The organism is Clostridium estertheticum, from assembly GCF_018861295.1.
Classification (GTDB): Bacteria; Bacillota; Clostridia; order Clostridiales; family Clostridiaceae; genus Clostridium_AD; species Clostridium_AD estertheticum_D.
Genome location: NZ_JAHLDM010000035.1, coordinates 1 through 26,073, shown reverse-complemented (window position 1 = coordinate 26,073; position 26,073 = coordinate 1). Strand labels below are relative to the sequence as shown.

The following is a 26,073-nucleotide window of genomic DNA, read 5'->3' as shown; positions in this document are numbered from 1 at the left end:
ATATTTACATTATACTGTGAAGAAAGAGGGGAATATTAATATGAAAATGACACTAAGATGGTTTGGAAGTAAATATGACAGTGTAACTTTAAAACAAATAAGACAAATTCCTGGTTGCGTAGGGGTTATTACAACGCTATATGACACTAAGCCTGGAGAAATTTGGAGTACAGAGGCAATTAAGAATATGAAAAAAGAAGTAGAAGCTGCAGGCCTTGAGGTTAGTGGTATTGAAAGTGTAAATATTCATGATGATATTAAAATTGGACTTCCAACAAGAGATTTGTATATAGAAAACTATATTAAGACTCTTGAAAACTTAGCAAAGGAGGGTATAGATTTAGTTTGTTATAATTTTATGCCTGTATTTGACTGGACGAGATCTAATCTTGCAAAGATGAGAGCAGATGGTTCAACAGTTCTTTCTTATGACCAGGAAATTATTGATAAAATAGATCCAACTAAAATGTTTGAACAAATAGATTCTAATTCTAATGGATTTATAATGCCCGGTTGGGAACCAGAAAGACTTGCAAGAGTAAAAGAATTATTTGAACTCTACAAGGATGTTAATGAAGAAAAATTATTTGAAAATCTTGTGTACTTTCTTAAGAAAATTATGCCAACTTGTGAGAAGTTAGGAATGAAGATGGCTATTCATCAAGATGATCCAGCATGGTCTGTATATGGACTACCAAGAGTTATAAACAATAAGAAAAACATTCAAAGAATGTTAGATGCAGTTCCTGTTATGAATAATGGACTAACATTGTGTACAGGTTCTTTAGGATCTAACCCTGATAATGATATTCCTAATATGATTAGAAGTTTCAAAGGAAGAATTCATTTTGCTCACTTAAGGAATATTAAACACCTTGCACCAGGTAAGTTCGATGAAGCGGCACATTTATCATCTGATGGGTCATTAGATATGTTTGAAATTATGAAAGCACTTTATGATATTGGTATGGAAGGACCTATAAGGCCAGATCATGGAAGAATGATTTGGAATGAAGTTGCAATGCCTGGGTACGGATTGTACGACAGAGCACTAGGTGCAACATACTTAAATGGATTATGGGAAGCAATAGATAAATCATCTAAGTAAAGAAGTAACAAAGAGTAGCATCTTAATTAATTAGGATGTTACTCTTTTTAAATTTATAATTTATTAGATAATTTTCATCTCATCCAAGATATATATCACCATTCTATTTCTAAGCCTACTCCAACTTCTTTTACAGGCAAAATCTTATGTATTTCTGCTCGAACAGCAAATGAAGTACAATGGCAAGGATATAATTCTTTTATATTATTTTGTTTCAGATAATCAATAGTCTTGTTTACTCGCTCAGATACTTCAAATAAATGAAATCCACCTATGATACCTAATACTCGGTTATCATTACAAACTTTTTTTGCATATTCTACTATATTGCAAATTCCACTATGAGAACATCCAACAATGATATAAATACCTTTTTCACTTTGATATACGAGTGCTGTATCGTCCAGTACATAATCATCAATAAAAATTCCGTCAACATTTTGTTTACCAATAGATTTTCTTTTTTCAAAGGTGTTGACCTGTGGTATCTCACCTAAGAAAGTCATATGTTTACTAATCTTAATCGAATCTTTTGAAAGAACTAAATTGCACTTTTCTTTTAGTTCATCTATTAAAATAGGAGAACATATTTTTACAGTATCTACTATTTTTTCTTTGAATGCATCCGGATGAGCAAAAATAGATATTCTATTTTTATAGTTTTGTTCAAAATAATATTTTAATCCTCTTGTGTGGTCATCATGACCATGGGAAATAATGATAGCATTTATCCTTTGCAAATCGACACCTAATGTATCTGAGTTTGTTATAAATAAATCAGAATATCCTACATCTAATAATATACGAACATCCTCATCTTCAATATAATATGAAACAGCAGGTTCACCACAATAATATTGGTCAATATATGTATTATTATCTACTAAAACTTTCAATTTCACATCTATACCTCCTGAGAATAAATAAACTCTTAATTTATTTTTAAGTGAATTTTATCATGTAATTATATTTAATGTCAATGTTATACAAATAGAACACTTTAAAACACAGCAAACCATGGTATATAATGGTATAATTAACTGGAGATTGATGCATAATTGTAGATTAAACGGAAATTATTTATAATTTGAGAGGTGAATATTTTGGGAAAAGCAAGAATATCAGAAATTACAGCATACTTCAATTCCAATATAAAATCTGTTTGGAATGTTGTTACCAATAATAGTAATTGTAAATGGCGTAGTGATATTGAAAGAATTGAAATTCTTAATGATGGTAAAGAGTTTATTGAATACACTCATAGCTGCAATGCTACAAAATTTAGCATTACTAAAAAGAAAGAGCATAGAGAATATGAATTTAATATGGGAAATAAAATGTTCAATGGTTCTTGGTCTGGACATTTTTCGGTAACAGAATCAGGTGGAACAAAAATAATTTTTACAGAAAATATCTTTGTTAAAAACCCTATTATTAAGATTTTATCTTATTTTTTTATGGATTTAAAGAAAATGCAGAATAACTATATTTCAGATTTAAAAGTGGAATTAGGAGAGTGAATTATGTATAAGATAATGACAATTGAGGATGATAAGGCATTGTGCATTAACATGAATGAAAGTCTTATAAAGTGGGGCTTTATGACCTCTATTATAGGTGATTTTGAAGACATAACTGCAGAGTTTGCTAATGTAAAGCCTGATTTAGTGATTATGGATGTAAACTTACCTTATTTTGATGGATTTTACTGGTGTGGAAAAATTAGAGAAATATCAAAAGTTCCTATAATATTTGTTTCTTCAAGGGATACTAATATGGATATTATTATGGCAATGAATACTGGCGGCGATGATTATATAACCAAGCCATTTTCTATGGATATTTTAATTGCTAAGATAAATGCTTTGCTTAGACGAACTTATTCTTATGGTGAGCAACCCTCTGATTTAGTAGAATGTGATGGAGTAATACTCAATTTAGTGGATAACACTCTTCAGTATAAAGAAGAGAAAATTGACCTTACCAAAAACGAATTTAAAGTAATGCTTCTACTTATGAAAAATAGGGGTAAGACCATATCTAGAGAGAGGATAATGAGGGGAATATGGGATGATGATAATTTTATTAATGATAACACTCTCACAGTAAATATTAACAGGCTTCGCATGAAAGTTAGCGATATGGGACTAAAGGATTATATAGTTACCAAAAAAGGTTATGGGTACATGATTTTATGAATATAATCGCATACATTAAAAATTCAAGCTTAAAAATAATATATTTCATATGTATCTTCTTCACCATAAATCTAATCCTTTTAAGTAGTAGGCCTATAGATGCACAGTTTAACGATATTATATATATGGATTTTCTACTGTTTTTTATATCATTAATATTTGTATTTATTGATTATAGAAGATGGAAGTATAGTTACAAAGGTATTTACGATGCTATACGTAAGGAAAAAATCGTAGATGATAGCCTGCCTCATAATAGTTACTATTTTGAAGCTCAGCTTATAAAAGACGTCGTTAGGTTTAAAAATGATGAATCAGACAAGAAAGTTAACAACGTAAAATCAGCCTTTGAGGAAATGAATGATTACATAATAAAGTGGGTTCATGAAATAAAAATACCTATTTCGGTATGTGAGCTTATAACTGGCAAAATAGATGACACAGATGTGGCAGAACAGCTTATTGTTGAATACACCCGAATAAATTTTTTTATTAATCAGGTGCTTTATACAAGTAGAGCATCTAGCTACTCAGAGGACTTACAAATAAATGAAATTAGCATTGAAAATATGATAAAAAAAGTTGTTAAAAGAAATGCTACTCTTTTCATATCAAGAAATATAAATTTAGAACTAGGTAATATACATTATGATGTTTTGTCCGATGAAAAATGGCTCTCTTATATTCTTGACCAACTTATCAATAATGCTTGCAAATATGTGACTAGGAACGGGAAAATAAACATTTATGCTAAAAAAGATTTCAAATCTATTAATCTTTATGTTAAAGATAATGGTATTGGAGTTCAAGAAAAAGACATAAATAGAATATTTGATAGAGGTTTTACAGGAGAGAATGGGAGAGCGTTATCAAAATCTACAGGTATGGGTTTATATTTATCTAAAAAGATGGCTCATAAATTAAATCATGATATATATGTTAAATCTGAGGAGGGAAATGGTACGGAGTTCACTATATGTTTTTATAAATTATCAGATTACTCCAAGGTTACATAAATGTAATATTAAATAACAAATGTAACTTAAATTCGATGGTTAGCCATGCGGTTAATAGCTAGAATAAAGGTAAGCTTTTATTTTATGAGGAGGGTTTTTATGAGTTACGTTATTGAAACTAAAGATTTAAAGAAAATTTATGGTTTAAAAGGTATGGGCTTGGCCGTTTTAGATGGAGTTAATTTGAAAGTGGAAAAGGGTGAATTCCTTGGAATAATGGGACCTTCTGGTGCAGGAAAAACAACTCTTTTAAACATTATATCAACAATTGATGAACCTACTAGCGGAAGTTATTTTTTTGAAGGAAAAGATATGAAAAAAATTAAGGGAAAGGAACTAGCTAATTTCAGAAAAAACAAGATTAGCTTTATATTTCAGGATTTTAATCTATTAGATACAATGTCTGCCCAAGATAATATAGCTCTGCCTCTTGCCCTTAGCAAGGTAAATCATACTGAAATAATAAAAAGGGTAAATGAAGTAGCGGGCTTTTTAGGATTAAAAGATCATCTTGACAAATATCCGTATCAACTCTCAGGAGGCCAAAAGCAGAGAACAGCTGCCGCAAGAGCTCTTATAACTTCGCCCTCAGTTATCTTTGCGGACGAGCCAACAGGTGCATTAGATTCAAGATCATCAGCAGAGCTTCTGCAGTGTCTTACTCAGCTAAATGAGGAAACTAAAACTACTATAATAATGGTGACTCATGATGCTTTTGCTGCAAGTTATTGCAGACGAATAATGTTTATAAAAGATGGAAAGATTCATGCAAAACTCGACAAAAATGGAGGCAGAAAAGAGTTTTTCCAAAGAATTATGGACATGGGTGCATCAATGAATGGTGCAATAGATTATTACGCACAAAAGGAAGAAAATAGGGGTGACTCTAAATGAATTCCTTCAGCATAGCTTTCGATAATTTCAAAAGGAATATAAAAGTTTATAGCCTTTATATAATGTCTATGATATTTTCTGTAATTGTTTTTTATAATTTTGTAGCACTAAAATATAATCCGGATTTTCAAAAGGCTAATGAAACTAGTTCCTATATTAAAGCAACATCAACTGCGGTTTCTTATTTACTACTATTATTTATTATATTTTTTATTTGGTTTTCAAGTTCGTTTTTCTTAAATCAAAGAAAAAGGGAAATCGGTATTTATGCATTTATGGGAGTATCCAACACTCAAATAGCGCTTATTTATTCCATAGAGCTTATTTTCATGGGGATAACTGCAACAGCTGTTGGACTAATACTGGGAGTTGTATTCTGCAAACTCTTTCTAATGATGCTAGCTAAAGTAGCACTACTTAATATGAAAATAGGTTTTTTCATATCTACTAAAGCAATAATTCAAACTACAGTAGCATTTTTTGTAATTTTCTTTGTAAATTCAGTTTTAGGGTATATAAATATAGTCAGAAGTAAGTTGATAGACTTGATTAATGCATCCAAAAGAGAAGAAAGACTTCCCAAAGTTAATTATGTAAAGGGATTGTTATCTCTAATATGTATATCTGTAGGATATTACTTTGCATTGCATGCCCGTGGTGAGAAATTTGAAGCAAATTTCCTTATTGCTATTATATTTGTAATACTCGGTACCTACTGGTTTTTTGGATCTGTCTACTCCATAATAATGAAATTTATAATAAACCGAAAGAAAATATTGTACAATGGAGTAAATATAGTAAGCATGTCCAACATTGCCTTTAGAATAAAAAATAATTATAGAACTCTAGCAGCAGTTGCCATATTAGCTACAATTACTTTAACTTCTTATGGAACTGTAGCCTCTCTTAGGTATTTTGTTCAAATAAGAGATTCTATACAAAAACCTTATGAAATCTCTTATATGTCATCAGATGATAAAGTAAAGCAGCAGGTAAGAGACAAGTTAGCATCATCAAAAAAAGATATAATCCTTGAAGAGAGTACAGAAGTCATTATTATAAAACCTCATATTTATGCAGAAATGAATTTACAACTTGGGGAATATGTGGCTTTAAAATATTCGGATTTTATAAAAATTAGTTCTGATCTAAAAGTAAAAGATTTAAAGAATTTTAAAAAAGAAAAATTAGCTAAAGGTGAAATTTTATATGTATCACCACCTAGCGTTGTAATGAGTCTTTATGATTATAAAAATGTAAAAGCGACTATAACTAATAAGAATTATACTATAAAAAATATACTTAAAACTCCTATTTTGGGGAGTAGTATACCCCTTTGTCTAATATTAAATGATGAAGACTATAATTTGCTTAGGTCCACTTCCAAAATATATGAGTTTAATGGTATAAAAATAAATAACACAGACAATATAAAATTACTAGAAAAGGAGTTAATTACAATTAAACCTATTAAGAATTCTTTACATGTAAATGTCAGTAAAGATAAGTCTTTCTACAGTGTTTTTGGGATAGTTTATTTCCTTGGAGCTTTTCTCTCACTTGTTTTCATAATTGCTACAGGAAGCATTATTTATTTTAAACTTATATCGGAAGCTTACTTAGATAAGGATAAATATGTTTTATTAAAGAGGCTTGGAATGACGAATAAGGAGATTTTTAGAGCTACTACAAGGCAAATAGGAATATCATATCTACTGCCTTTAGTTGTAGGTATAATTCATAGCTGCGTAGCAATGTCTGTTTTAAGCAAACTGATAGATTATAACATACTAATGCCAGCTATTAGTAGTATAATTACTTTTATTGTAGTATATGTAGGTTATTTTATTGCTACTACAAGGAAGTATATGAAGATAGTTATGTGAATAAAAAGTAGTGTAAAGCTTCTTTTTTGAGCTGCCACATTGCAAAAACAAAGCTTCCAAAACCATCTTTATCCTCTTGAAAACTGTATAAAGCATTGATATATAAAGGCTTATAGTGTGTTGAGCTAAAGCCTTTTTATTTGTTCTAAAATTAACGTTTAGATAAAAAAATAATATAATCAGAAATGAGGAATAATATATGTATTATGGAAAAATTGATAAATTTGTTAAAGGTTTGAATAATGGCAATATTGAAGAGCTAAAACCACAACTTAGAAAATATGTAGGTCAATTGATGTTATTAATAAAAGATCAAGATAATAATCTATCTTTAGATGATATAGATAGTATGCTAGACATTTTAATTATGAGAGAAGAATTTCAAGAAGATATGGAAAAAGAATTAAAAGCACAAAATAGTAAATTTGGATTATTGACAGATGAATTTATGAATGTTTATAAAGAATTTATGAAAGAAATAGTTGAAAATAGTTATACTCATAATGCTATAAGTTTAACTAAGAGTGTCTTAAAAGCATTGGGATGTACACACAGAGATGTGTTCCTTGCAAATAAATATAAAGGATTAGCAAAAGAAATGAGTGAATATATAAGATCAATAGACTATTTAGAAGATTTACAACAGTTACTTTATGAACATTTAAATCAATATGTAAAAGAAGTTTCAAGAGAATATTTGCTTATTTTAGGATTGGTTAATTATATAAAATGTGAATTAAAAGAGAGCATTGATGGAATTGGGGAAACAATTTTATCAATATTAACAAATAAATCTTTAGAAGAGTTTAATAAAGAAGAACATATTAATGAATTGAAATCAATGCTTAATAAAGATTATATTAAAGAATTGCAAAGAAGAGTATATTCATGGAATACTTTGAGTTCAAAATTAACAGAAGGCTATTATATAGATGAATTGTATAAAAATTTAGAATAAAAGTTTAATAACAATAATTATAGGCATCCTTATGGGGGAATTAGGAATTATCCATTATGAAAGTCGTGTATAATTTGTAGCAATTAACATTCCTCCTTTCTAAATATTTTTAACTCGATAAATAATACAATAAAACAAACCAGTGGTACCAATATTAAAATTGAATTACTAAATTGGACTAGAACATTCTCTACACCAAAGAAAAATCCCTTATAGATATAACAAGCGGGTATAAATAAAGATGCCTTTGTGCCCTGTACTAAAAATGATAAAAAAGTGAACATTACTCCAAATCCAACAGGTAATATAAAATTTTTGAAGGTCATACTCAAAAGATGTTGAATACAGATCAAAGGAAATGTACATATTAGACCTATAATTGGGGCTGTAAGCAGATAAAATTTTATAGGTTCATTGGGTATAAGTAAGGTTTTAAATACTATAATTATAATAATATAACAAACAACATTTAACAAAACTATAATCGAGGTTGTAACTATTTTACCAATAAACAACTTATTTAAATCTATTGGTGTTGTTCTTAAACAAATTATATTGTTATTTTTATATTCTATTCTCCACGAAAGAGATACTATTAAGCAGATAACTAAAGGCAATAGCAAACCACCGTACAAAATAGAACTTTGATTATAAAGAGCATCCCACATATTATCTACTTTAACTGTTCCTGTATAGACATTAATCAATCCAATTGAGACCATAACTAGCGGCATCATAAATGCAATGATTAATGCTTTTAAACTTCTGATTTTGCACAACTCGGTTTTAATAATCTTTAACATTAAGTTATTCCTCCTTTATATCTTGATGCTTAAAATATGCTATTCCAATAGCTGTAAATAAAATCATGTAAAAAATAGACCATACTATATCTTGATTTAGAAGATTTGGATCTGAAAAAGGTGTATTATGCATAAAGTGTAAATATGGATTAAATTTTATTATAGAAGGATTTCTTAAAAAGGGGAAAGATGCACATATAGCTACTATGTTAACTGTAATTAAAAGCCCTATATCTTTTATAATGCTAAATAAAAATATCTGCACACTTATAATTCCTAAAGAAGTTAGTATTTGAAATAGTACATATCGAGTCAGTAGCTCTATATCCAGATTATTAGTGAGATTGTATATTTTCGCAAGGCCTACTAGTAAAAATGCTTCAACCACAATTACTAGTACAGTAAATAATAATACCATTATCCATTTAGCTAAATAGTAGTTTACTCTTTTTAATGGGCTTACAAATAAATGAGTTAAACAATTATTCTTTAAATCAATGTAAAATATGGATATACTAATTAGTATGATAAATAACAGAAGTAGTAATGGCCATATTAATGCCAGATGATTTTCTATTATTAAAGCATAAAATCCATCATTAACAACTTTACTATATTTGGATAATACATAGCTTTTTCTGAAATATAAGTCCATATTAAGCATTAAACAAGAAATTACTATAGGTGCTAATAGCACATATATAATGAAACTATTTTTATATTTCATTAATTCTACCTTTATAGTTTTAGTTAAATTCATAATTACATATCTCCTGTCAAATTTATAAATATTTCTTCAAGATTAAGACACGATTTATGCTCACTTTTTAATTTAGATAATGATCCTTCATATAGAAGTTTACCTTTGTTTATAATGCCAACATCATCTACTATAAGTTCCATTTCACTTAAAATATGTGAGCTAATAAATATGGTTTTATTAAAATCTTTTGCAAGAGATATTAATAGATTTCTTATTTCTCTTATACCCATTGGGTCTAATCCATTAGTTGGCTCATCTAAAATCAGAAAATCGGGATCTCCTATTAACGCCTGGGCTATTCCTAATCTTTGTTTCATGCCTAATGAAAAGTTATTTACTTTTTTACTCTTAGCTTCGGATAAATTTAGTAACTTTAGCACCTCAATTATTTTATTTGAATTCACTCCTTTAAGTTCTGACCATATTTTCAAATTGTCATATGCGGATAAATGACCATAGTACGATGGAGATTCAACTATAGCACCTATTCTTTTTAAAACTTTTATTCTGTTTTCTGGAATGTCATCGCCAAATAATTTTACAGTTCCACTTGTTGCTTTTATTAATCCAAGTATCATTCTTATTGTTGTAGATTTACCAGCTCCATTAGGACCTAAAAACCCGTAGATGGTCCCCTCTTTTACATTTAAGTTAATATTGTCTACCACCTTAATATTTTTATATGTTTTACTTAAGTTATCGACCTTTAAAACATATTTATCCATGAAAATTCCTCCCTTACAATTTGTTATAATATAACTATATAATACGCACCTTATCTCTAGTTAATTTAAACCTTAACTAAACCTTAAATATATTCTTGGGATGATTTTAGAATTTTAAGAAGGTGTATTATATATAGGTGGGGGTGATACTTTGGACATAACTAATAATAAAATTCTTATAATTGATGACGAGGATGCTTTATTAATTTTACTTACTGCAGTACTTAGGAAAGAAGGATTTACTAATGTAAAATCAATAAATGATAGTGTGAATTCAATCTATTTATGTAGAACATATAAACCTGATTTAATACTTTTAGATATAATGATGCCTAATTTAGATGGGTTTTCTGTTTTAAAAGAAATACGCAAATTTTGTATGTGCCCAATAATATTTTTATCAGCTAAATCAGAAGAAATAGATAAACTATTGGGACTTGGGATCGGTGGCGATGATTATGTAACTAAACCTTTTTCTCCTAAGGAAGTTGCCTTTAGAATTAAAGCACACTTAAGAAGAATTGAACTTACTAAGCAATCATTTATGAAAGAAGATTATATCTTTGAGACTAAGGATTTCAAAGTTGATTTGAAAAAAGGCGAGATAGAAAAAGATGGTGAAATTTATTTATTAAGAGCAAAGGAGCTTAAATTACTAACTTTCCTAATTCAAAATTCAAATATAATATTATCAAAAGAACAAATAGTTCAGGAGGTTTGGGAGGATACATTTACGGGTTATGACAATACAATTATGGTACATATAAGAAAGTTAAGAGAAAAGTTAGAGATATTGGCATCTAACCCTAAATATATAATTACAGTAAAAGGAGTAGGTTACAAATTTATTTTATAGAGAGGTATTGAATTAAATGAAACATGAGAAACCACAATTAACGAAGATATCCAATATTTTTATTAAAAGTTTATTAATAATACTTATTATACTTTTTATTTTTAATATGTTCATAATTGCCAATTTATTTAATCACGCTCGCTTTGAGTCAAATCCTTTAGGCTCTGCTGAAATATTGAACCAGTATATTGAATTAAATGGTTCTGTACCAGTTTTAAATGATAAAGGAAAGAAGATTGCTTCTAAAAATAATTTGTGGATTCAAATAGTAGACAATAATTTACAAGAAATCTATGAATTTAATAAACCGGCAGATGTGATTACTAAATATACACCTATAGATTTTGTTCATGCTTATAAATATGATATTGCAAACAGCACGGTTTTTATATATGAAAAAAAATTTAGTAAATCTAAGTACTCATATTTTGTTGGATTTCCTACTAATGTAGTGGCCAAATATAATATTCAATATAGCCCAACTAAAGCTAAAAGCGTTTTAACCAAAAATATAGTATATCTTTTAGCAGCCAATATAGTAATTATTATTTGTTTTTCATATTTCTATTTTGCTAAAAAAATAGGTAATCCTCTACAAAATATCATTGATAATATAGATACTCTTGTAAAAGGAAATTATAGTACTGTCTTAAAAGAAAAAGGATTATATAAAAATATTTTTAGAAATCTAAACGCGTTATCTGTTACGTTACTCGAAAATATAAAGGAAAAGGAATTATTAGATAAGTTAAGAGAAGATTGGATTGCTTCTATAGGACATGACATGAAAACTCCTTTATCTTCTATTAAAGGATTTTCAGAAATATTAATGGATAAAGACTATTCATTTTCTAAGAAAGAAGTAAAAGAATATACAACTATAATTTATGAAAAATCTTTATACATGGAATCTCTTATAAATGATTTGAATTTTAGTTATAAATTAAAAAATGATTGCATAGTACTAAATTTAGAAAAAACTAATATTGTTGAGTTTACGCAAAATATTATTAATGAATTGTTATTAAGTCCTGAGTTTATATCTAGACAAATAAATTTTAATAGTACGAATCCTTCTATATTATTAAATATTGATACTCACCTGATTAAAAGAGCCCTTTTCAATTTCATTATAAATTTTCTTACATATAACGATAGTAGTGTTAGGTTATCAGTAGATATAATAGGAAATAATGATTTTATAAAGGTTGTTATTAAAGACAATGGAAAAGGAATACAGAAAGAAGATATTCCTTATATATTTCAAAGATACTATAGGGGAACTAATACAACTACTAATTCTAAAGGTTCAGGATTAGGAATGGCTATTGCGAGTGACATAATTAAGCTTCACAATGGTTATTGCAATATCGAAAGCGAAATATCCGTGGGCACTACTCTAACTATATCTTTAAAATACCATGAAGTAATATTGTAATCGTCTCATTCATTGCATCTTTCATTGTCATGTTATTTTTGCTTAAGAAATTGTAATCTAGAAATGTGTTACTAACACTCTCTAAGATGGAACTGATAAGATTTAGATTAATATCATTCCTTAAAACTCCTGATTCCATAGACTCTTTTAGTGTTGTTTCTATGAGTTTTAATTTGAAATCCTTTAGATCTTGGAGTTTATTCCATTCATCATAATAAAACTTATGTGCTTCATCTAGTATATTAATGGGAAGTTTATATTTATGATAAGAAAAAATTATTGAATTCAACTTATCTTCTAAAGAACCAGCTTCCTTTATAGATTCAATAGTGTAATTTTTATCACTTTCTATTATTTCTTTAAAATATTCAAATATAATATCATCTTTACTTTTAAAATGTTTATATATAGTTTTTTTACTCATTTTAAGTTCTGAAGCAATTTCATCCATAGTAAATTTTCTTAACCCATATGTCTGTATCTTTTGGGCAGCAATTTTCATTATTATTTCTTTCATTTTATCCTCACTATCCTAAATTTATTTTCTTAAAAGAGCTTCTTTTAGCTTTTTTTACAGTGAATAGGCCCATTATACATATTGCTATTATTAAAAATAGAGCAATGTTTTTGTGATTACTCCATAAGAGACCGGTGATAACCGAACCTACAAAAGATCCAATATATTGAAAACTATTTATTATTCCATTTGCCGCGCCTCTATAGCTATTTTCAGCAATATCATTAGATGCAGAAGGTATTACAGTAGCTAGTAAAATATATCCTGTCATAAATAATATGCTTCCTATCAATATAAAGTAAAATGATTGATTCTTAAAATAAAAGCATATACCTATGGCACTTAAAATGAAGGCCAGCATAATTAAGTTTGAACTAGAGCCTTTTTCAACAAATATTATAGATTTCTTCATAAATATTATAGCGATAATTACTGCTGGCATAAAAATTTTCCACATTCCACTAGTACCAGTGATTTTTTCAAGATATATGGGGACTATATAAAATACTGATACCATTATATAATTATTTAAAAATCCTGCTAAATTAAGTCCTAGAAATTTTTTATTTCTTAATAAAACTTTTATGCCTTCTCCTATCTTAATTTGATTTTCGGGTATTGCACAAGAACTTTCATCATGAGTTTCTTTTAAGAAAAACAATATGATAATCCATACTAAAGAAATTAAAAGCGCACATACTAGAAACATTTGCCTTACTGATATATAGTTATTAATCAAAGGCCCTAAAGCAAATGCTGATGCTGCAAAAAAACCAACAATCATTCCTAAAATACTTAAAGCTCGAGGTCTTTTTTTATTATCCACACTACAAATAAGCCAGGAATATCCAGATGCAAGGATAGCTCCACTTCCTTGTAAAGCTCTAGCGAAAATAAGCATATATATACTTTTAGCAAAGAAGGCAATAACTAGCCCTATTATTACTTGCAAAAGTCCTATTAAAATCACACGTTTGTTTCCAATTTTATCACTCCATATGCCAAAAGGAATTTGGAAGATAGCTTGTGTTAGTCCGAAAATACCAAGGGATACACCAGCCAAAGTAGCATTACTATAGCTTAAAGTTCTACTGTAAGTTGAAATAAAGGGCATAACTATAGTCATTGCCATTTGTCTAATTCCTAAAGCTAAACTTATCGTAATTAGAAATAATAATTCATTTCGAGTAAATATTTTATTCTTCATATTAATACATCACCTTTCAAACGGGAAACTATAAAAACTAAAACGGTTTCCTAATCAAAAGTATATTTCTTATTTGCAATATTGTCAATAGAAGTTAATTATGGATAATCTTAAATTTAAATTAAGTGCTTTTTCTAATTACTAGTTCTGGGCGAACTAGTATATTTGATGCTACATTTTTTTTCTCTATAAGATCACTTAATAATTTAACACTTAAAAAACTTGTTGTTTCAACTTTATTGTCAACAGAGGTTAACTCTGGGTAGCAACACTCGGCGAGTATTGAATTATTAAAACCTATTATAGCAACATCTTTAGGTACGTTAATATCTAAGTCTCGAAGCTCCTTTATAGCACCAATTGCAGTAACATCCTCACCAAAAATTATCGCAGTAAACTTTTTACCTAAGTTAATAAGTTTTTTTACAGCATTCCGACCACCATCTAATCCACACTGTGTATTTATAATGGATTTGTCGTCTAGTTTTAAACCATTCTTATTCATTCCAACTAGAAATCCTTCTTTCTTTTGCTTTGCACTGTAGGTATCCATATCTTTTACGTATACTATATCTGAATGGCCTTTCTCAAAGAGATGATCAACACACATAGAAATACCATAAGAGTCATCTACTAATACTGAGTAGGTATTTTCCATATCTAAAAATCCATTTTGAAGTACGGTTGGAATATGATTAAGGTACGCGGAAATTGATGATTGTATATCTTTATTATTAAATACTGACCCCATTAAAATAATTCCATCTATATTTCGCTCAGATAACATTTTAATATAATTTATGCTTTCCTCGGTCCTTGCACCGGTATTGCAAAGCATAACAGAATAACCCAACTTGTTAAATTCCCTTTCCATTATGTAAGCAGACTTAGCGTGATGCATGTCAGTAATATTAGTAGTAACGATGCCTATAGATTTCATAGATTTAGTTACTAAACCTCTGGCTATAGCATTGGGTATATAATTATATTTTTTTAAAACCTTTTCAACCTTATCTTTAGTTTTGTTACTAATATTTTCTTTGTTGTTAAGAACTCTAGACACGGTGGTTATAGAGACACCAGCTTCTTTTGCAATATCATATATATTCAAAGTCATTCCTCCGTATAAATCTTAAACTCTAATTAAAAAATTGAAAGCGCATACAAGATAAAAGCGGTATATACACAATTATTTCTTGTGACATTTAGATTTTAAAATTTATTTATTAATTAGTTAACTTAATTATATTTATTAATTAGGATAAAGTCAAATTTATAATGGAAAGGTTAGAAATGCTGATATTACTAATGTATAAAAATAAATACAGTTTAAAAAGCCATAGATAATGTAAGCAATAAATACCTATATTATCAAAAAAATATAGGTGAAAGATAATATTATAAAAATAACTATTGAATTTTGTTAGAAGTTATATTATACTAAACTTAGTTCTTATGAAAGCGCTTCCAATTTAAACTAAGCGATAAAAATTGCAATTGTAAAACAATATATATTTAAAAAAATAAAATTTATAAGGGGTGTTAATCTATGATATTTGGTGATATTAAAAATATTAATGATATGGAAAAGGTTCTTCCAAAATCAATAATTAAGGTTATTAACTATTTGAAAGAGAGTGATTTTCTAAGTATGAAACCAGGAGTTTATAAAATTGAGGGCGAAGACATATTTGCTCAGGTAGTAGACATTACAACAAGAGAAAAAGCTGAAGTAAACCCAGAAGTTCATAAGAAATATATTGATGTACAATTTTCTGTAGAAGGAAAAGAAAAAATAGGGTTTGCTCGAGATACTGGTAATAATGAAGTATTAGAGGATCTCTTAAATGAAAAGGATATTAAATTCTATAAGAGTATTGATGATGAAATCGATTTAATAATGAATAAGGGCAGCTTTGTAGTGCTTTTCCCAAATGATGTTCATAGACCTGGTTGTTTAATAGGAGGTCATTGTTTAATAAGAAAAGTAATTGTAAAGATAAATACAGAGATACTTTGAAGTAGCATATAAGTGAATGACATTTGTAAACGAGTACTTAAAATAATCATAGGGGTGTGTAGATATGAGTGAAAATATGAGTTCAAAAGTAAAGATCCCAAGTAAACGCTGGATGCACATAATTCCACCAATACTTTTTGTATATATAGTAGCTTTTATGGATCGTACGAATATTGGGTTTGCAATGGCAGGAGGAATGAGTAAGGAACTTGGAATGACATCTAGCGTTGCAGGAATAGCAGCTGGTATATTCTTTGTAGGTTATTTATTTCTTCAAGTTCCTGGAGGGCAAATCGCAGAGCATGGAAGTGCTAAAAAGTTTATAGCAGGAACCATTGTGGTATGGGGAATTCTTGCTATAATGTCTGGATTTGCGACAAATATAACTCAACTATTAATTCTTAGATTTTTGCTAGGAGTTGCTGAAGGTGGCGTTATGCCAGCAGTACTTACAATAGTTCGTCATTGGTTCCCAAGTGAGGAACGTGGCCGTGCTACTGCCTTTGTTATAATGAATAATCCAATTGCATCTATTATAACAGGTCCACTTTCAGGATATATTTTAGTTAAATATAATTGGCATTATGTATTTATAATAGAGGGTATAATATCACTTTTATTAATCTTAGTTTGGTTACCATTAATAAGCGATAGGCCTGAAACTGCTAAATGGATTAGTAAAGAGGAAAAAGATTATCTTGTTGAAAGACTTCGCGAAGAACAGGAATGTTTCGATAAAAAACAGGTGAAGAAGGCAACTTTAAAGGAAATCCTTTTTAACAGGACTTTATGGAAATTAGTGCTGATATTCTTCTTTTATCAAACTGGTGTTTATGGATACACCTTATGGCTTCCAACAATACTTAAGAACTTAACCAAAACAGGAATGGATCAAGTTGGATTTTTATCAATATTTCCGTATATTGCAACTATAATTGGATTGTTTGTTTTTGGATCTTTATCAGACAAAACAAGGAAGAAAAAAAGGTACGTTATAATGCCAATTATAGGTTTTGCAGTATGTCTATATCTATCAGTAAGACTTCAACAATCTGTATGGTTATCTTTTGGAATGCTTGTTGGTTGTGGATTTTTCCTCCAGGCTGCATCAGCAGTGTTTATGACAATCCCACCAGATGTTTTCAGTGGAGAGGTAGCAGGTGGTGCTACTGGGATCATAAATGCATTAGGTAATCTTGGCGGTTTCCTAGGACCATTTTTAGTTGGATTCTTAATGCAAACATTCAGTTACAATATTAGTATATATAGTTTAGTGTTATCTTTAGTGATCGCGGTTATAATTACAACTACATTGCCAAAGGAAAAAGATGATTGTGCCCACTCGATAGCAGCAATAAATGTTGAAAATAGTGAAAATGTATAAATAAATATAAAAAAACCATAAACTAAGGTATAATAGAACCAGGGTTAGTGGGAATGAAAGCCCTTTCATTAAGAAAAGCAGTTTTTAGGGTAAATCAGATTTAGTGAGGTCTTAATATGATATTTGGTAATATTAATAACATTTGCGATATAGAAAAAGTCTATTCTAAATCAATAATAAAGGCAATTAACTATTTAAAAGACAATGATTTTGTTAATATGAAAACTGGTGTATATAATATCATGGGAGATGACATAATTGCTCAGGTAGTAGACAGAGAAACAAAATTTAAAAAAGAAGCAATAGCTGAAGTTCACAGAAAATATGTGGAAATACAGTTTTCTGTTTTAGGAAATGAAATAATAGGTTATGCAAGGGATACTTTTAATAACATTATTTGTGAAGAGTTATTAGAAGAAAAAGATTCTATTTTTTATAATGAAGTAGAAAATGAATTTGATTTAATAATGGTGAAAGGAAGCTTCGCTATATTTTTTTCGCAAGATGTTCACCGGTCTTGGTGTATATGTAATCAGCAAGGTATAGTTAGAAAGGTTAATATAAAAATAAAGATGTCAGTTATTTAATATTATATTGGTTTGAAAATATAGATTACACGAAAAGGAGAGATATTATAATGAGAGTTTCTTTTGAGAAAATGAAAAATGAATTTAAGAGAGTATTAATAAAAAAAGGTTTTGGTGAGGAAAGAGCAGAAGCATCAGCTTTATTATTTACGCAGACTAGCTGTGACGGAGTTTATTCTCATGGGTATGTTAGATTTCCAAGAGTAATAGAATATATAGAAAAAGGATATATCGATGTAGATGCTGTTCCAAGTAAAATTGAAGGAATGGGAGCATTTGAAAAATGGGATGGTAATATAGGAATGGGAAATTTAAATGCAAAATTTTGCATGGACAGGGCTATTGAACTCGCTAAAACAAATGTTATAGGATGCGTGGCATTAAAAAATACTAATCATTGGATGCGTGGTGGTAGTTATGGATGGCAGGCAGCTGATGCAGGATGTATTGGTATTTGCTGGACCAATACTCTTCCTAACATGCCAGTCTGGGGTGCAAAGGAAAGTAGGACAGGAAATAACCCTCTTATATTAGCAGTTCCTAAAGTTGATGGTCATGTGGTAGTAGACATGGCTATGGCACAGTTTTCTTATGGTAAAATTGAGGTAACTAAATTGAATAATGAACAATTGCCAGTACCTGGGGGTTATGATTCGTTGGGCAATATTACAAGAGATCCAGGGGAAATTGAAAAGACAGGACGAGTTTTACCAATAGGATATTGGAAAGGGTCTGGTTTGTCTATATTATTAGATCTAATAGCTACAATTTTATCTGGTGGTAACTCATCATATAAGGTAGGGAAAATTGATGGAGTAGCAGAATATAAATTATCACAAATATTTATAGCTATTGACCCAAGTAAGGCAACGGATAGTGAGTTTATAAAAACGGCAGTTAATGAAGTGATAAAGGATATTAAAGCCTCAGAAAGAGTGGATGAAAATAGGGAGATTTTCTACCCTGGTGAGAGAACATTAAATACAAGAAATAAAAATTTAGCAGAAGGTATACCAGTAGATGAAAAGATTTGGAGAGCTATAGAAAACATGTAAGTATATTAAAAAAGCAAGATAATATTAAGGAAATCATCTAAATAAAGATGATTTTTTTTGTACGGTTTATTATAAACTAAGACATTGTAGAATAGATTATGCTAACCTTAATATTTTAAGAAGGCGGATTGGATATCTTTTTCCGCCAAAGAAAAGTTCTTACACTATGGGAGAGGTAAATATTTCATACATATTGAAAAATTCAATGGAAAAGATGAATTAAAACAAGCAATGTAATATCTTTATTTAATAATCAACAAGCCAAATATAAAGATAATACTACCTATTTCAAGAACACTAATATAATAAATGTTTATTATAAATAAGTTAGAAATTTCGCATATAGGGTAGATAAATGGAGTTAACTAATAAATTAACAGTTATTTATATTTTAACATGATTTTCTTTCAGATAATTTATAACAAAGGAATGAAACAAACTTACGGCAGACGTACAGGATCTATTTTTAATATTAGCTATATAAATAAATCGTTTGCTTATATGATTCTTGATTTTTATTACTTTGAGGTCCATGGTTTTTAAAGATGGCATTTTTGGAACGATTGCTATCCCAAGGTTTGCCTCTACAAGACCAGCTACAGCAGTATCAGTTTCTGTCTCGAAAGCAACTATAGGTGTAATACTTACCTCTTTTAAAACATTATCAATAACAGCACGTAACCCACTACTTTTACTAAAGAGTATATATGGATAGAGTATTGTTTCTTCTAAAGTAATACTATGTAGCTTGGCGAGAGGATGATTCTTTGAAACAATAACCACTAATTCTTCTTGAGCTATTGGAGTAAAGTCAATTTCTGTATCATTTTCTATATAAGATGAAAGAACTAAGTCATATTTTTCTTCCTTAAGGTCAGAAATAAGATCTTGAGTAGTGCCTTGACCAAATGTAAATCTGATTTTTTGATGTTTAGGGTTGCTTAGAAAAGCTGAGACGATACTTGGAACAAAGTGAAAACTTAAAGGACAAATATATCCTAAATCTATTTGTCCTTTGTTTTGATCTGACATTTTCAACAACTCTTTTTCACCTAGTTTAAGTTCAGCCAATGCTTTTTCTACATGTGGGAAAAAAGAACGTCCATATTTGTTTAAATTAATATTTCGGCCTACTCTTTCAAATAATTGTGTTCCTAGTTCTTTTTCTAGTTCAGAAATGGCATGACTTAAACTAGGTTGTGTAATGTACAATTTTTCAGATGCCTTAGTACAATGTTCCATTTGAGCTAACACATAGAAGTATTCTAGCTGCCTTAAATGCATTGAAATCACCCCTTAAAAAGCTTAGTAAAAATTTGAAAAGAACCATATTAATAGTAAAGGTATTTTACAAATTATAGTTTTTCAGCTTTGTCAACGTTTTCATATAATAGTTATTATATCATAAACTATAGAGATTTTCTATGAAATTACCATATTTTATTAATGTGAAACATTATATATGCTATAGATTCTATAAATTATGTAATGATTATCAATTAGTTTTATGAAAACGGTTTTGTTATAATTGTAGTACAAGAACATTTAGATTATGCATAAAAATAAAATTAAACACACATTTAATTTTATAGGTGGGGGAATTTTATGAACATAAGCTTATTAAACCAGAGGAGGCTGTGACGCATATTAAATGTAGATATAATGGGTAGGTATGCCCAGAATGTATATGGCTTAAACAAATTAGCTCAAAAGGTAACAGCTTAATTCTGTTTTCTATCTTGAGCGTAGTGAAGGGAATGGTTATAAAAATGAAAGTATTTATATTAGGAGCAGGCACGATGGGTTCTGGAATAGTTCAGACTTTTGCACAGGCTGGTTATGACGTAATTATGAGAGACATCGAAGAAAGTTTTGTTAAAGGAGGTATGGCAATAATAACTAAGAATTTAGAGAAAAGTGTTAAAAAGGGAAAGATAACAGTTGACGCTAAAAATGATATTTTATCGAGAATAACCACTACTACAGATATAAATTTAGCAGTGGATGCTGATATTGTGGTAGAAGCTGCTGTTGAAAATATGATAATTAAGAAGAAAATCTTTGCTGAGCTAGATGGAATATGTAAGAACGAAACTATACTAGCTACAAATACATCTTCATTATCAATTACAGATGTAGCAAGTGCTACTAAAAGACCAGATAAGGTTATAGGTATGCATTTCTTTAACCCAGTAACAGTAATGAAATTGGTAGAAGTTATAAAAGGTATACTTACCTCTGATGAAACTAAAACAACTGTAATTGAAGTTACTAAGATTCTGGGGAAAGATCCAGTAGAAGTTAAAGAAGCACCAGGATTTGTAGTAAACAGAATATTAATACCTATGATAAACGAGGCTGTAGGAATTTTAGCTGAAGGAGTAGCAAGTGCAGATGATATTGATAAAGCAATGAGGCTTGGTGCAAATCATCCTATAGGACCTTTAGCATTAGGAGATTTAGTAGGAAACGATGTTTGCTTAGCTATCATGGAAGTATTATATACACAATTTGGCGATTCAAAATATAGACCACACCCATTACTTAGAAAAATGGTCAAAGCAGGATTATTAGGGAGAAAAACAGGAAAAGGATTTTTTAACTATACAAATTAGTTTATAAGTAAAACATATTTTAAGGTGGAAATTAAGGATAACTAATATTTTGTTAATGACTAAGGTAATATTTTAGAATATCATAACATCACAGAAAAGGTGATGATATTAAATAGGGGGTAGAAATTATGAATTTTAATTTAAATGAGGAACAAAAGGATTTACAAACAATGTTCAGAGAGTTTGCGGAGAAGGAGGTAAAACCTTTAGCTCATGAAATTGATGAGGAGGAAAGATTTCCACAAGAAACTGTAAAAAAGATGGCTGAACTTGGAATTATGGGAATCCCATTTCCAGAAGAGTATGGTGGATCTGGAATTGACTACTTAACATATACGGTTGCTGTAGAGGAGTTATCAAAAGCATGCGCTACGACTGGCGTAATTGTATCAGCACATACATCTTTGTGTGCTTCACCAATTTATGAATTTGGAACAGAAGAGCAAAAACAAAAATATTTAGTACCACTTGCACAGGGTACATGGCTTGGAGCATTTGGACTTACTGAGCCATCAGCAGGAACAGATGCGTCTATGCAAAAAACAACGGCAGTACTAGATGGCGACAACTATATTTTAAATGGTACTAAAATATTTATAACTAATGGAGGAAAAGCAGATGTATACGTTATTCTTGCTATGACAGATAAGACATTAGGAACAAAGGGTATTTCTGCATTCATTGTTGAAAAAAATTTTAAAGGATTTTCTATAGGAAAAAAAGAAGAAAAAATGGGTATACGTGGTTCATCTACCTGTGAGCTTATAATGGAAAACTGTATTGTTCCTAAGGAAAATTTATTAGGTAAAGTTGGAAAAGGATTTAGTATGGCAATGAAAACTCTTGATGGAGGTAGAATTGGAATTGCGGCTCAGGCGCTTGGCATTGCACAAGGCGCCATTAATGAGGCTGTATTATATGTGAAAGAAAGAGTCCAGTTTGGAAAAAGAATATCACAATTCCAGAATTGTCAGTTTGAATTGGCTGATATGCAGGCGAGTACTGATGCCGCAAGACTATTAGTGTACAGGGCCGCTTGTGCAAAGGATAATCATGAACCATTTAGTCATTTAGCTGCTATGGCAAAGTTAGTAGCATCTGAGGTAGCAAGTGATGTAACTCGTAGAGCTGTGCAGCTTTTTGGAGGATATGGTTATTGCAGGGAGTATCCAGTTGAAAGAATGATGAGAGATGCGAAAATAACTGAAATATATGAGGGCACATCAGAGGTAATGAAAATGGTTATTTCAGGATGGATGGGAGTTAAATAGAAGAAAGTTAGTTTGCAGCTGAACTTGATTAAGAATATAATTTTCATAATGATGGTAATTTATAAACCGTACACCAAATTTAATTGGTGTACGGTTTTTTAGAGGATTTTTCTTTAACGTATAGTAGAATTAGTTCAATCAATAGGCATATTCTATAAATTGTACGCTTATTATCAATTAGTTTTATGTAAACGGTTTTGATATACTTACATTAAATAAAGAAAGTAGAATTGTGTATTAAAAAACTATAAAAATATATATGTGTAAGGATGGTGATAAAATGTCTATGGAATTTAAATTTAATGAAGAACGAAAGCGTGAATATCGCAAGATGGGTTACTGGGGGGACGCCACTCTGGCTGATTATTGGCAGACAACTGTCTTAAAAGTCCCAGAGAAAGTGGCAGTTATAGATCTACAGGGGAGCATTTATACTTATGCAGAACTTGATGACGCTGCTGGGAGGGTGGCAACTTTTTTAAAGAAAGCAGGTGTTACACCAGGTGATATTGTATCAGTTCAATTACCTGGATGGTCTGAATTTACAGTCATTTATGTTGCATGTTTGAAAATAGGAGCAGTTATAAATCCAATCTGTACGAGAATTCATGCTGATGAATTATTATATATTCTCAATAAATGTGAAACCAAGGTATTATTTATTCCTTCTGAGTTTAAAAATTATGACTATGCTGAAATGTTAAAATCTATATCGCCAAAGATACCAAGTCTTATTCAGGTTGTCATGGTGGATAAAGGAAAGAAAGTTATAAATGGAATTACCTTAGAGAAGGTAATAAGGGAACATTCTCCTCTAGAATGTAATAGTAAATGTGGTGCGGATGATTTGGCGGCAGTTATGGTTACTTCTGGAACAGAGAGCTTTCCTAAATGTGTTATGTTAACACATAATAACATTATTTCTAGTGAAAAAGCGTTTGCTGCTTCAATTAACTTCAATTATCTTGACATTATGCTAATGCCTGCACCAGTGACACATGCTACTGGTTTTCATCACGGAGTGATATTACCATTTATGTTGGGTGCTAAAAGTGTACTACAGGATATATTTAATTCAGATACAAGCCTTAGTTTAATTGAAAATGAAAAGTGTACAGTTAGTATGGGATCTACACCATTTGTATATGATATATTAATTGCACTTAAAAAAAAGAAATATAACATATCTTCACTACGTTTTTTTATATGTGGGGGTGCTCCTATACCTAGACATATGGTTAAAGAAGCTTTGAAAGAAGGTATTAAAATTATTAGTTGTTATGGAGCCACAGAAAGTGTACCACATACGGTAGTACGTCCAGATGATCCTATTGAAAGAGTAATTAACACAGATGGTTTAGTTGTACAAGGTACAGAAATACGCGCGGTTGATGAAAAACGTCGACCAGTGGCAGTGGGTGTTGAGGGAGAGGAAGCATCACGTGGCCCAAATGTTTTTATGGGATATTTTAAAGAAACCGAATTAACAGCAAATGTTTTAGATGAAGATGGTTGGTACTATGGTGGAGATCTTTGTATCATAGATAAAAATGGATATATAAGAATAACAGGTAGAAAAAAAGACATTATTATTCGTGGTGGAGAGAATGTAAGCTGTAATGAAATTGAAGAACTTTTACTTCAACATCCTAACATTCGTGAAACTGGTGTAGTAGGTATGTTCGATGAACGTTTGGGTGAAAGGATTTGTGCTTATGTAGTATTAAATAATCCGAATAAGGGATTAACATTGGAAGAAATAAAAGCCTTTTTATGCAAAAAAAATGTGTGCAAGGGAAAACATCCTGAGCGTATAGAAATAGTGGAAAGTCTTCCTAGGACGATGTCTGGCAAGGTCCAAAAGTTTGTTCTGCGTAAGTTTATTAAAGAAAAATTGGAAAAAGAGAAAAAAATAATTGATGGATTGCCTATTTTAATATCTAAATAATAAAAAGTATAGAATTATTGTAGAAAATTTGTAAGTAGGAGTAAAGGGCGAGGAGGAATCCGAATGCAACAACAAGAATTTGGTCCCAGAAGATCCAGAGAACCAAAAAAACCTAAGGTTCTATGTCCGGAACTAATATTTTATTACTGCGGACATTGCGGAAGCGTCTTTCAGGCATCTAGTCTGAGAGAAGGAGCTGCTCCTATGTGCTGTAATGAAATAATGGTGTCATTAGAGGCAAAAGATCCCTTAGATGTTTTGGAGAAGGTATTGATTGATTATAAAATAACAGGAGGATATAACGAAAATGCAGTAGAAGTTTTCTGGAAAATAAAGGAGGATGATATTTGTATAGAATGGATTTATCTTAAAACATTTACAGGTGGACAATTAAAGTATGTAACTAATTTAAAAAAAACATCTTTTGTGTTTGCATTAGCAGATGAAGATGCATATGTGTATTGTGACGAAGATCCATGTTTAGAATGCACGTTTAGGTGTAAAAGGGAATTTGAAATTTATGTACACATAAAAGGAATGGGATTAATTAAAATTCCATTAGAAAAGATGCAGGCAAGTTGGCAATCATAAGTATATAAGCTTATATAATAAATACATGCAGATAGTCTATTGATTTCATTAAATAACTATTAGAATATTCAGAAAGATTTTGCTATACTTATTTTGTTATCAAGTTTAGATAATAATTTAACAAGCAATTTAAACATAAATTAAATAAAATTTAAGGAGGAATTATAATGTCAAAATTAAATGAAAAAGAGTTTCAGGCATACCTTAAACAAATAAGAGCTTTAGCAGAGGGT

Annotated in this window: 25 protein-coding genes; 17 read left to right on the top strand and 8 right to left on the bottom strand. The window is 29.8% G+C overall.

The features are described 5' to 3' along the window. Window positions 1-40: 40 nt before the first annotated feature. Window positions 41-1,108, top strand: coding sequence for a mannonate dehydratase (uxuA, locus tag KPL54_RS23170; RefSeq protein ID WP_216108864.1), 1,068 nt, complete (start codon window positions 41-43; stop codon window positions 1,106-1,108). A gap of 95 nt (window positions 1,109-1,203) precedes the next feature. Here uxuA and KPL54_RS23165 read toward each other — a convergent pair whose 3' ends face one another. Beyond that, a complete protein-coding gene (locus tag KPL54_RS23165) occupies window positions 1,204-2,010 on the bottom strand; it encodes an MBL fold metallo-hydrolase (RefSeq protein ID WP_216108863.1) in 807 nt (268 codons plus the stop codon). Window positions 2,011-2,211: 201 nt separating this feature from the next. On the opposite strand from KPL54_RS23165, the gene KPL54_RS23160 reads away from it, so the two are divergent. From KPL54_RS23160 to KPL54_RS23135, 6 genes are all read left to right on the top strand, one after another. Continuing rightward, window positions 2,212-2,628, top strand: a complete 417-nt coding sequence (locus KPL54_RS23160) for a hypothetical protein (protein WP_216108862.1) — start codon at window positions 2,212-2,214, stop codon at window positions 2,626-2,628. 3 nt (window positions 2,629-2,631) lie between these two features. After that, window positions 2,632-3,306 (top strand): response regulator transcription factor, encoded by a 675-nt coding sequence (locus KPL54_RS23155; protein WP_216108861.1) that lies wholly within the window; start codon window positions 2,632-2,634, stop codon window positions 3,304-3,306. Further along, window positions 3,303-4,322, top strand: coding sequence for a sensor histidine kinase (locus tag KPL54_RS23150; protein WP_216108860.1), 1,020 nt, complete (start codon window positions 3,303-3,305; stop codon window positions 4,320-4,322). Before KPL54_RS23155 ends, KPL54_RS23150 begins: the two co-directional genes overlap by 4 nt. 99 nt (window positions 4,323-4,421) lie before the next feature. Beyond that, on the top strand, window positions 4,422-5,216 hold the full coding sequence (locus KPL54_RS23145) for an ABC transporter ATP-binding protein (RefSeq protein WP_071612154.1): 795 nt from the start codon (window positions 4,422-4,424) through the stop codon (window positions 5,214-5,216). Further along, window positions 5,213-7,102, top strand: a complete 1,890-nt coding sequence (locus tag KPL54_RS23140) for an FtsX-like permease family protein (protein ID WP_216108859.1) — start codon at window positions 5,213-5,215, stop codon at window positions 7,100-7,102. Before KPL54_RS23145 ends, KPL54_RS23140 begins: the two co-directional genes overlap by 4 nt. A 199-nt stretch (window positions 7,103-7,301) precedes the next feature. Beyond that, window positions 7,302-8,060 (top strand): hypothetical protein, encoded by a 759-nt coding sequence (locus KPL54_RS23135; RefSeq protein ID WP_216108858.1) that lies wholly within the window; start codon window positions 7,302-7,304, stop codon window positions 8,058-8,060. A gap of 83 nt (window positions 8,061-8,143) precedes the next feature. Here the strand turns inward: KPL54_RS23135 and KPL54_RS23130 are convergent, their stop codons facing one another. The 3 genes from KPL54_RS23130 to KPL54_RS23120 are packed head-to-tail and all read right to left on the bottom strand — an operon-like array spanning window position 8,144 to window position 10,351. Beyond that, window positions 8,144-8,863 carry an ABC transporter permease gene (locus KPL54_RS23130; RefSeq protein WP_216108857.1) on the bottom strand — a complete coding sequence of 240 codons (720 nt, stop codon included), beginning with the start codon at window positions 8,861-8,863 and terminating at the stop codon, window positions 8,144-8,146. 4 nt (window positions 8,864-8,867) lie between these two features. Next, window positions 8,868-9,623, bottom strand: a complete 756-nt coding sequence (locus KPL54_RS23125; RefSeq protein ID WP_216108856.1) for an ABC transporter permease — start codon at window positions 9,621-9,623, stop codon at window positions 8,868-8,870. Between the two features lie 2 nt (window positions 9,624-9,625). Next, window positions 9,626-10,351, bottom strand: coding sequence for an ABC transporter ATP-binding protein (locus KPL54_RS23120; protein WP_216108855.1), 726 nt, complete (start codon window positions 10,349-10,351; stop codon window positions 9,626-9,628). Window positions 10,352-10,502: 151 nt separating this feature from the next. Between KPL54_RS23120 and KPL54_RS23115 the strand changes: the two genes are divergently transcribed. Together KPL54_RS23115 and KPL54_RS23110 are read left to right on the top strand one after the other, a co-directional pair. Further along, window positions 10,503-11,207 (top strand): response regulator transcription factor, encoded by a 705-nt coding sequence (locus KPL54_RS23115; RefSeq protein WP_216108854.1) that lies wholly within the window; start codon window positions 10,503-10,505, stop codon window positions 11,205-11,207. A 16-nt stretch (window positions 11,208-11,223) separates the two neighbouring features. Beyond that, window positions 11,224-12,645, top strand: a complete 1,422-nt coding sequence (locus KPL54_RS23110; protein WP_216108853.1) for a sensor histidine kinase — start codon at window positions 11,224-11,226, stop codon at window positions 12,643-12,645. On the opposite strand, the gene KPL54_RS23105 is transcribed toward KPL54_RS23110, so the two are convergent. The 3 genes from KPL54_RS23105 to KPL54_RS23095 form a co-directional block, all read right to left on the bottom strand. Next, a complete protein-coding gene (locus KPL54_RS23105) occupies window positions 12,611-13,162 on the bottom strand; it encodes a TetR/AcrR family transcriptional regulator (RefSeq protein WP_216108852.1) in 552 nt (183 codons plus the stop codon). The two genes, KPL54_RS23110 and KPL54_RS23105, sit on opposite strands and share 35 nt — an antisense overlap. 10 nt (window positions 13,163-13,172) lie before the next feature. After that, window positions 13,173-14,369: an MFS transporter gene (locus KPL54_RS23100; protein ID WP_216108851.1), complete on the bottom strand. Its 1,197-nt coding sequence runs from the start codon at window positions 14,367-14,369 to the stop codon at window positions 13,173-13,175. 121 nt (window positions 14,370-14,490) lie between these two features. Further along, window positions 14,491-15,486: a LacI family DNA-binding transcriptional regulator gene (locus KPL54_RS23095; RefSeq protein ID WP_253203730.1), complete on the bottom strand. Its 996-nt coding sequence runs from the start codon at window positions 15,484-15,486 to the stop codon at window positions 14,491-14,493. A 432-nt stretch (window positions 15,487-15,918) separates the two neighbouring features. Here KPL54_RS23095 and KPL54_RS23090 point away from each other — a divergent pair, with 432 nt between their 5' ends. From KPL54_RS23090 to yiaK, 4 genes are all read left to right on the top strand, one after another. After that, a complete protein-coding gene (locus KPL54_RS23090) occupies window positions 15,919-16,389 on the top strand; it encodes a YhcH/YjgK/YiaL family protein (RefSeq protein WP_216108849.1) in 471 nt (156 codons plus the stop codon). A 64-nt stretch (window positions 16,390-16,453) separates the two neighbouring features. Continuing rightward, window positions 16,454-17,773, top strand: a complete 1,320-nt coding sequence (locus tag KPL54_RS23085; RefSeq protein WP_216108848.1) for an MFS transporter — start codon at window positions 16,454-16,456, stop codon at window positions 17,771-17,773. Between the two features lie 116 nt (window positions 17,774-17,889). Continuing rightward, window positions 17,890-18,360, top strand: coding sequence for a YhcH/YjgK/YiaL family protein (locus KPL54_RS23080; protein WP_216108847.1), 471 nt, complete (start codon window positions 17,890-17,892; stop codon window positions 18,358-18,360). Window positions 18,361-18,410: 50 nt separating this feature from the next. Further along, on the top strand, window positions 18,411-19,415 hold the full coding sequence (gene yiaK, locus KPL54_RS23075) for a 3-dehydro-L-gulonate 2-dehydrogenase (protein WP_216108846.1): 1,005 nt from the start codon (window positions 18,411-18,413) through the stop codon (window positions 19,413-19,415). A gap of 384 nt (window positions 19,416-19,799) precedes the next feature. Here the strand turns inward: yiaK and KPL54_RS23070 are convergent, their stop codons facing one another. Then, complete coding sequence (locus tag KPL54_RS23070) at window positions 19,800-20,699, bottom strand: LysR family transcriptional regulator (RefSeq protein WP_216108845.1); 900 nt, start codon at window positions 20,697-20,699, stop codon at window positions 19,800-19,802. A gap of 485 nt (window positions 20,700-21,184) precedes the next feature. Here KPL54_RS23070 and KPL54_RS23065 point away from each other — a divergent pair, with 485 nt between their 5' ends. From KPL54_RS23065 to KPL54_RS23050, 4 genes are all read left to right on the top strand, one after another. Then, entirely contained in the window at window positions 21,185-22,030 is an 846-nt protein-coding gene (locus KPL54_RS23065) for a 3-hydroxybutyryl-CoA dehydrogenase (RefSeq protein ID WP_216108844.1), read from the top strand. Window positions 22,031-22,158: 128 nt separating this feature from the next. Beyond that, window positions 22,159-23,301, top strand: coding sequence for an acyl-CoA dehydrogenase (locus tag KPL54_RS23060; RefSeq protein ID WP_216108843.1), 1,143 nt, complete (start codon window positions 22,159-22,161; stop codon window positions 23,299-23,301). 280 nt (window positions 23,302-23,581) lie between these two features. Further along, a complete protein-coding gene (fadK, locus tag KPL54_RS23055) occupies window positions 23,582-25,249 on the top strand; it encodes a medium-chain fatty-acid--CoA ligase (protein ID WP_216108842.1) in 1,668 nt (555 codons plus the stop codon). 63 nt (window positions 25,250-25,312) lie between these two features. Next, window positions 25,313-25,840, top strand: coding sequence for a hypothetical protein (locus tag KPL54_RS23050; RefSeq protein WP_216108841.1), 528 nt, complete (start codon window positions 25,313-25,315; stop codon window positions 25,838-25,840). The last annotated feature ends 233 nt before the right edge of the window (window positions 25,841-26,073 follow it).

Excerpts from the sequence above, each read along its gene's own strand:
- uxuA (WP_216108864.1), top strand. The coding sequence starts at position 41 with ATGAAAATGACACTAAGATGGTTTGGAAGTAAATATGACAGTGTAACT.
- KPL54_RS23155 (WP_216108861.1), top strand. The coding sequence starts at position 2,632 with ATGTATAAGATAATGACAATTGAGGATGATAAGGCATTGTGCATTAAC.
- KPL54_RS23150 (WP_216108860.1), top strand. The coding sequence starts at position 3,303 with ATGAATATAATCGCATACATTAAAAATTCAAGCTTAAAAATAATATAT.
- KPL54_RS23145 (WP_071612154.1), top strand. The coding sequence starts at position 4,422 with ATGAGTTACGTTATTGAAACTAAAGATTTAAAGAAAATTTATGGTTTA.
- KPL54_RS23140 (WP_216108859.1), top strand. The coding sequence starts at position 5,213 with ATGAATTCCTTCAGCATAGCTTTCGATAATTTCAAAAGGAATATAAAA.
- KPL54_RS23135 (WP_216108858.1), top strand. The coding sequence starts at position 7,302 with ATGTATTATGGAAAAATTGATAAATTTGTTAAAGGTTTGAATAATGGC.
- KPL54_RS23130 (WP_216108857.1), bottom strand. The coding sequence starts at position 8,863 with ATGTTAAAGATTATTAAAACCGAGTTGTGCAAAATCAGAAGTTTAAAA.
- KPL54_RS23125 (WP_216108856.1), bottom strand. The coding sequence starts at position 9,623 with ATGAATTTAACTAAAACTATAAAGGTAGAATTAATGAAATATAAAAAT.
- KPL54_RS23120 (WP_216108855.1), bottom strand. The coding sequence starts at position 10,351 with ATGGATAAATATGTTTTAAAGGTCGATAACTTAAGTAAAACATATAAA.
- KPL54_RS23110 (WP_216108853.1), top strand. The coding sequence starts at position 11,224 with ATGAAACATGAGAAACCACAATTAACGAAGATATCCAATATTTTTATT.
- KPL54_RS23105 (WP_216108852.1), bottom strand. The coding sequence starts at position 13,162 with ATGAAAGAAATAATAATGAAAATTGCTGCCCAAAAGATACAGACATAT.
- KPL54_RS23100 (WP_216108851.1), bottom strand. The coding sequence starts at position 14,369 with ATGAAGAATAAAATATTTACTCGAAATGAATTATTATTTCTAATTACG.
- KPL54_RS23095 (WP_253203730.1), bottom strand. The coding sequence starts at position 15,486 with ATGACTTTGAATATATATGATATTGCAAAAGAAGCTGGTGTCTCTATA.
- KPL54_RS23090 (WP_216108849.1), top strand. The coding sequence starts at position 15,919 with ATGATATTTGGTGATATTAAAAATATTAATGATATGGAAAAGGTTCTT.
- KPL54_RS23085 (WP_216108848.1), top strand. The coding sequence starts at position 16,454 with ATGAGTGAAAATATGAGTTCAAAAGTAAAGATCCCAAGTAAACGCTGG.
- KPL54_RS23080 (WP_216108847.1), top strand. The coding sequence starts at position 17,890 with ATGATATTTGGTAATATTAATAACATTTGCGATATAGAAAAAGTCTAT.
- yiaK (WP_216108846.1), top strand. The coding sequence starts at position 18,411 with ATGAGAGTTTCTTTTGAGAAAATGAAAAATGAATTTAAGAGAGTATTA.
- KPL54_RS23070 (WP_216108845.1), bottom strand. The coding sequence starts at position 20,699 with ATGCATTTAAGGCAGCTAGAATACTTCTATGTGTTAGCTCAAATGGAA.
- KPL54_RS23065 (WP_216108844.1), top strand. The coding sequence starts at position 21,185 with ATGAAAGTATTTATATTAGGAGCAGGCACGATGGGTTCTGGAATAGTT.
- KPL54_RS23060 (WP_216108843.1), top strand. The coding sequence starts at position 22,159 with ATGAATTTTAATTTAAATGAGGAACAAAAGGATTTACAAACAATGTTC.
- fadK (WP_216108842.1), top strand. The coding sequence starts at position 23,582 with ATGTCTATGGAATTTAAATTTAATGAAGAACGAAAGCGTGAATATCGC.
- KPL54_RS23050 (WP_216108841.1), top strand. The coding sequence starts at position 25,313 with ATGCAACAACAAGAATTTGGTCCCAGAAGATCCAGAGAACCAAAAAAA.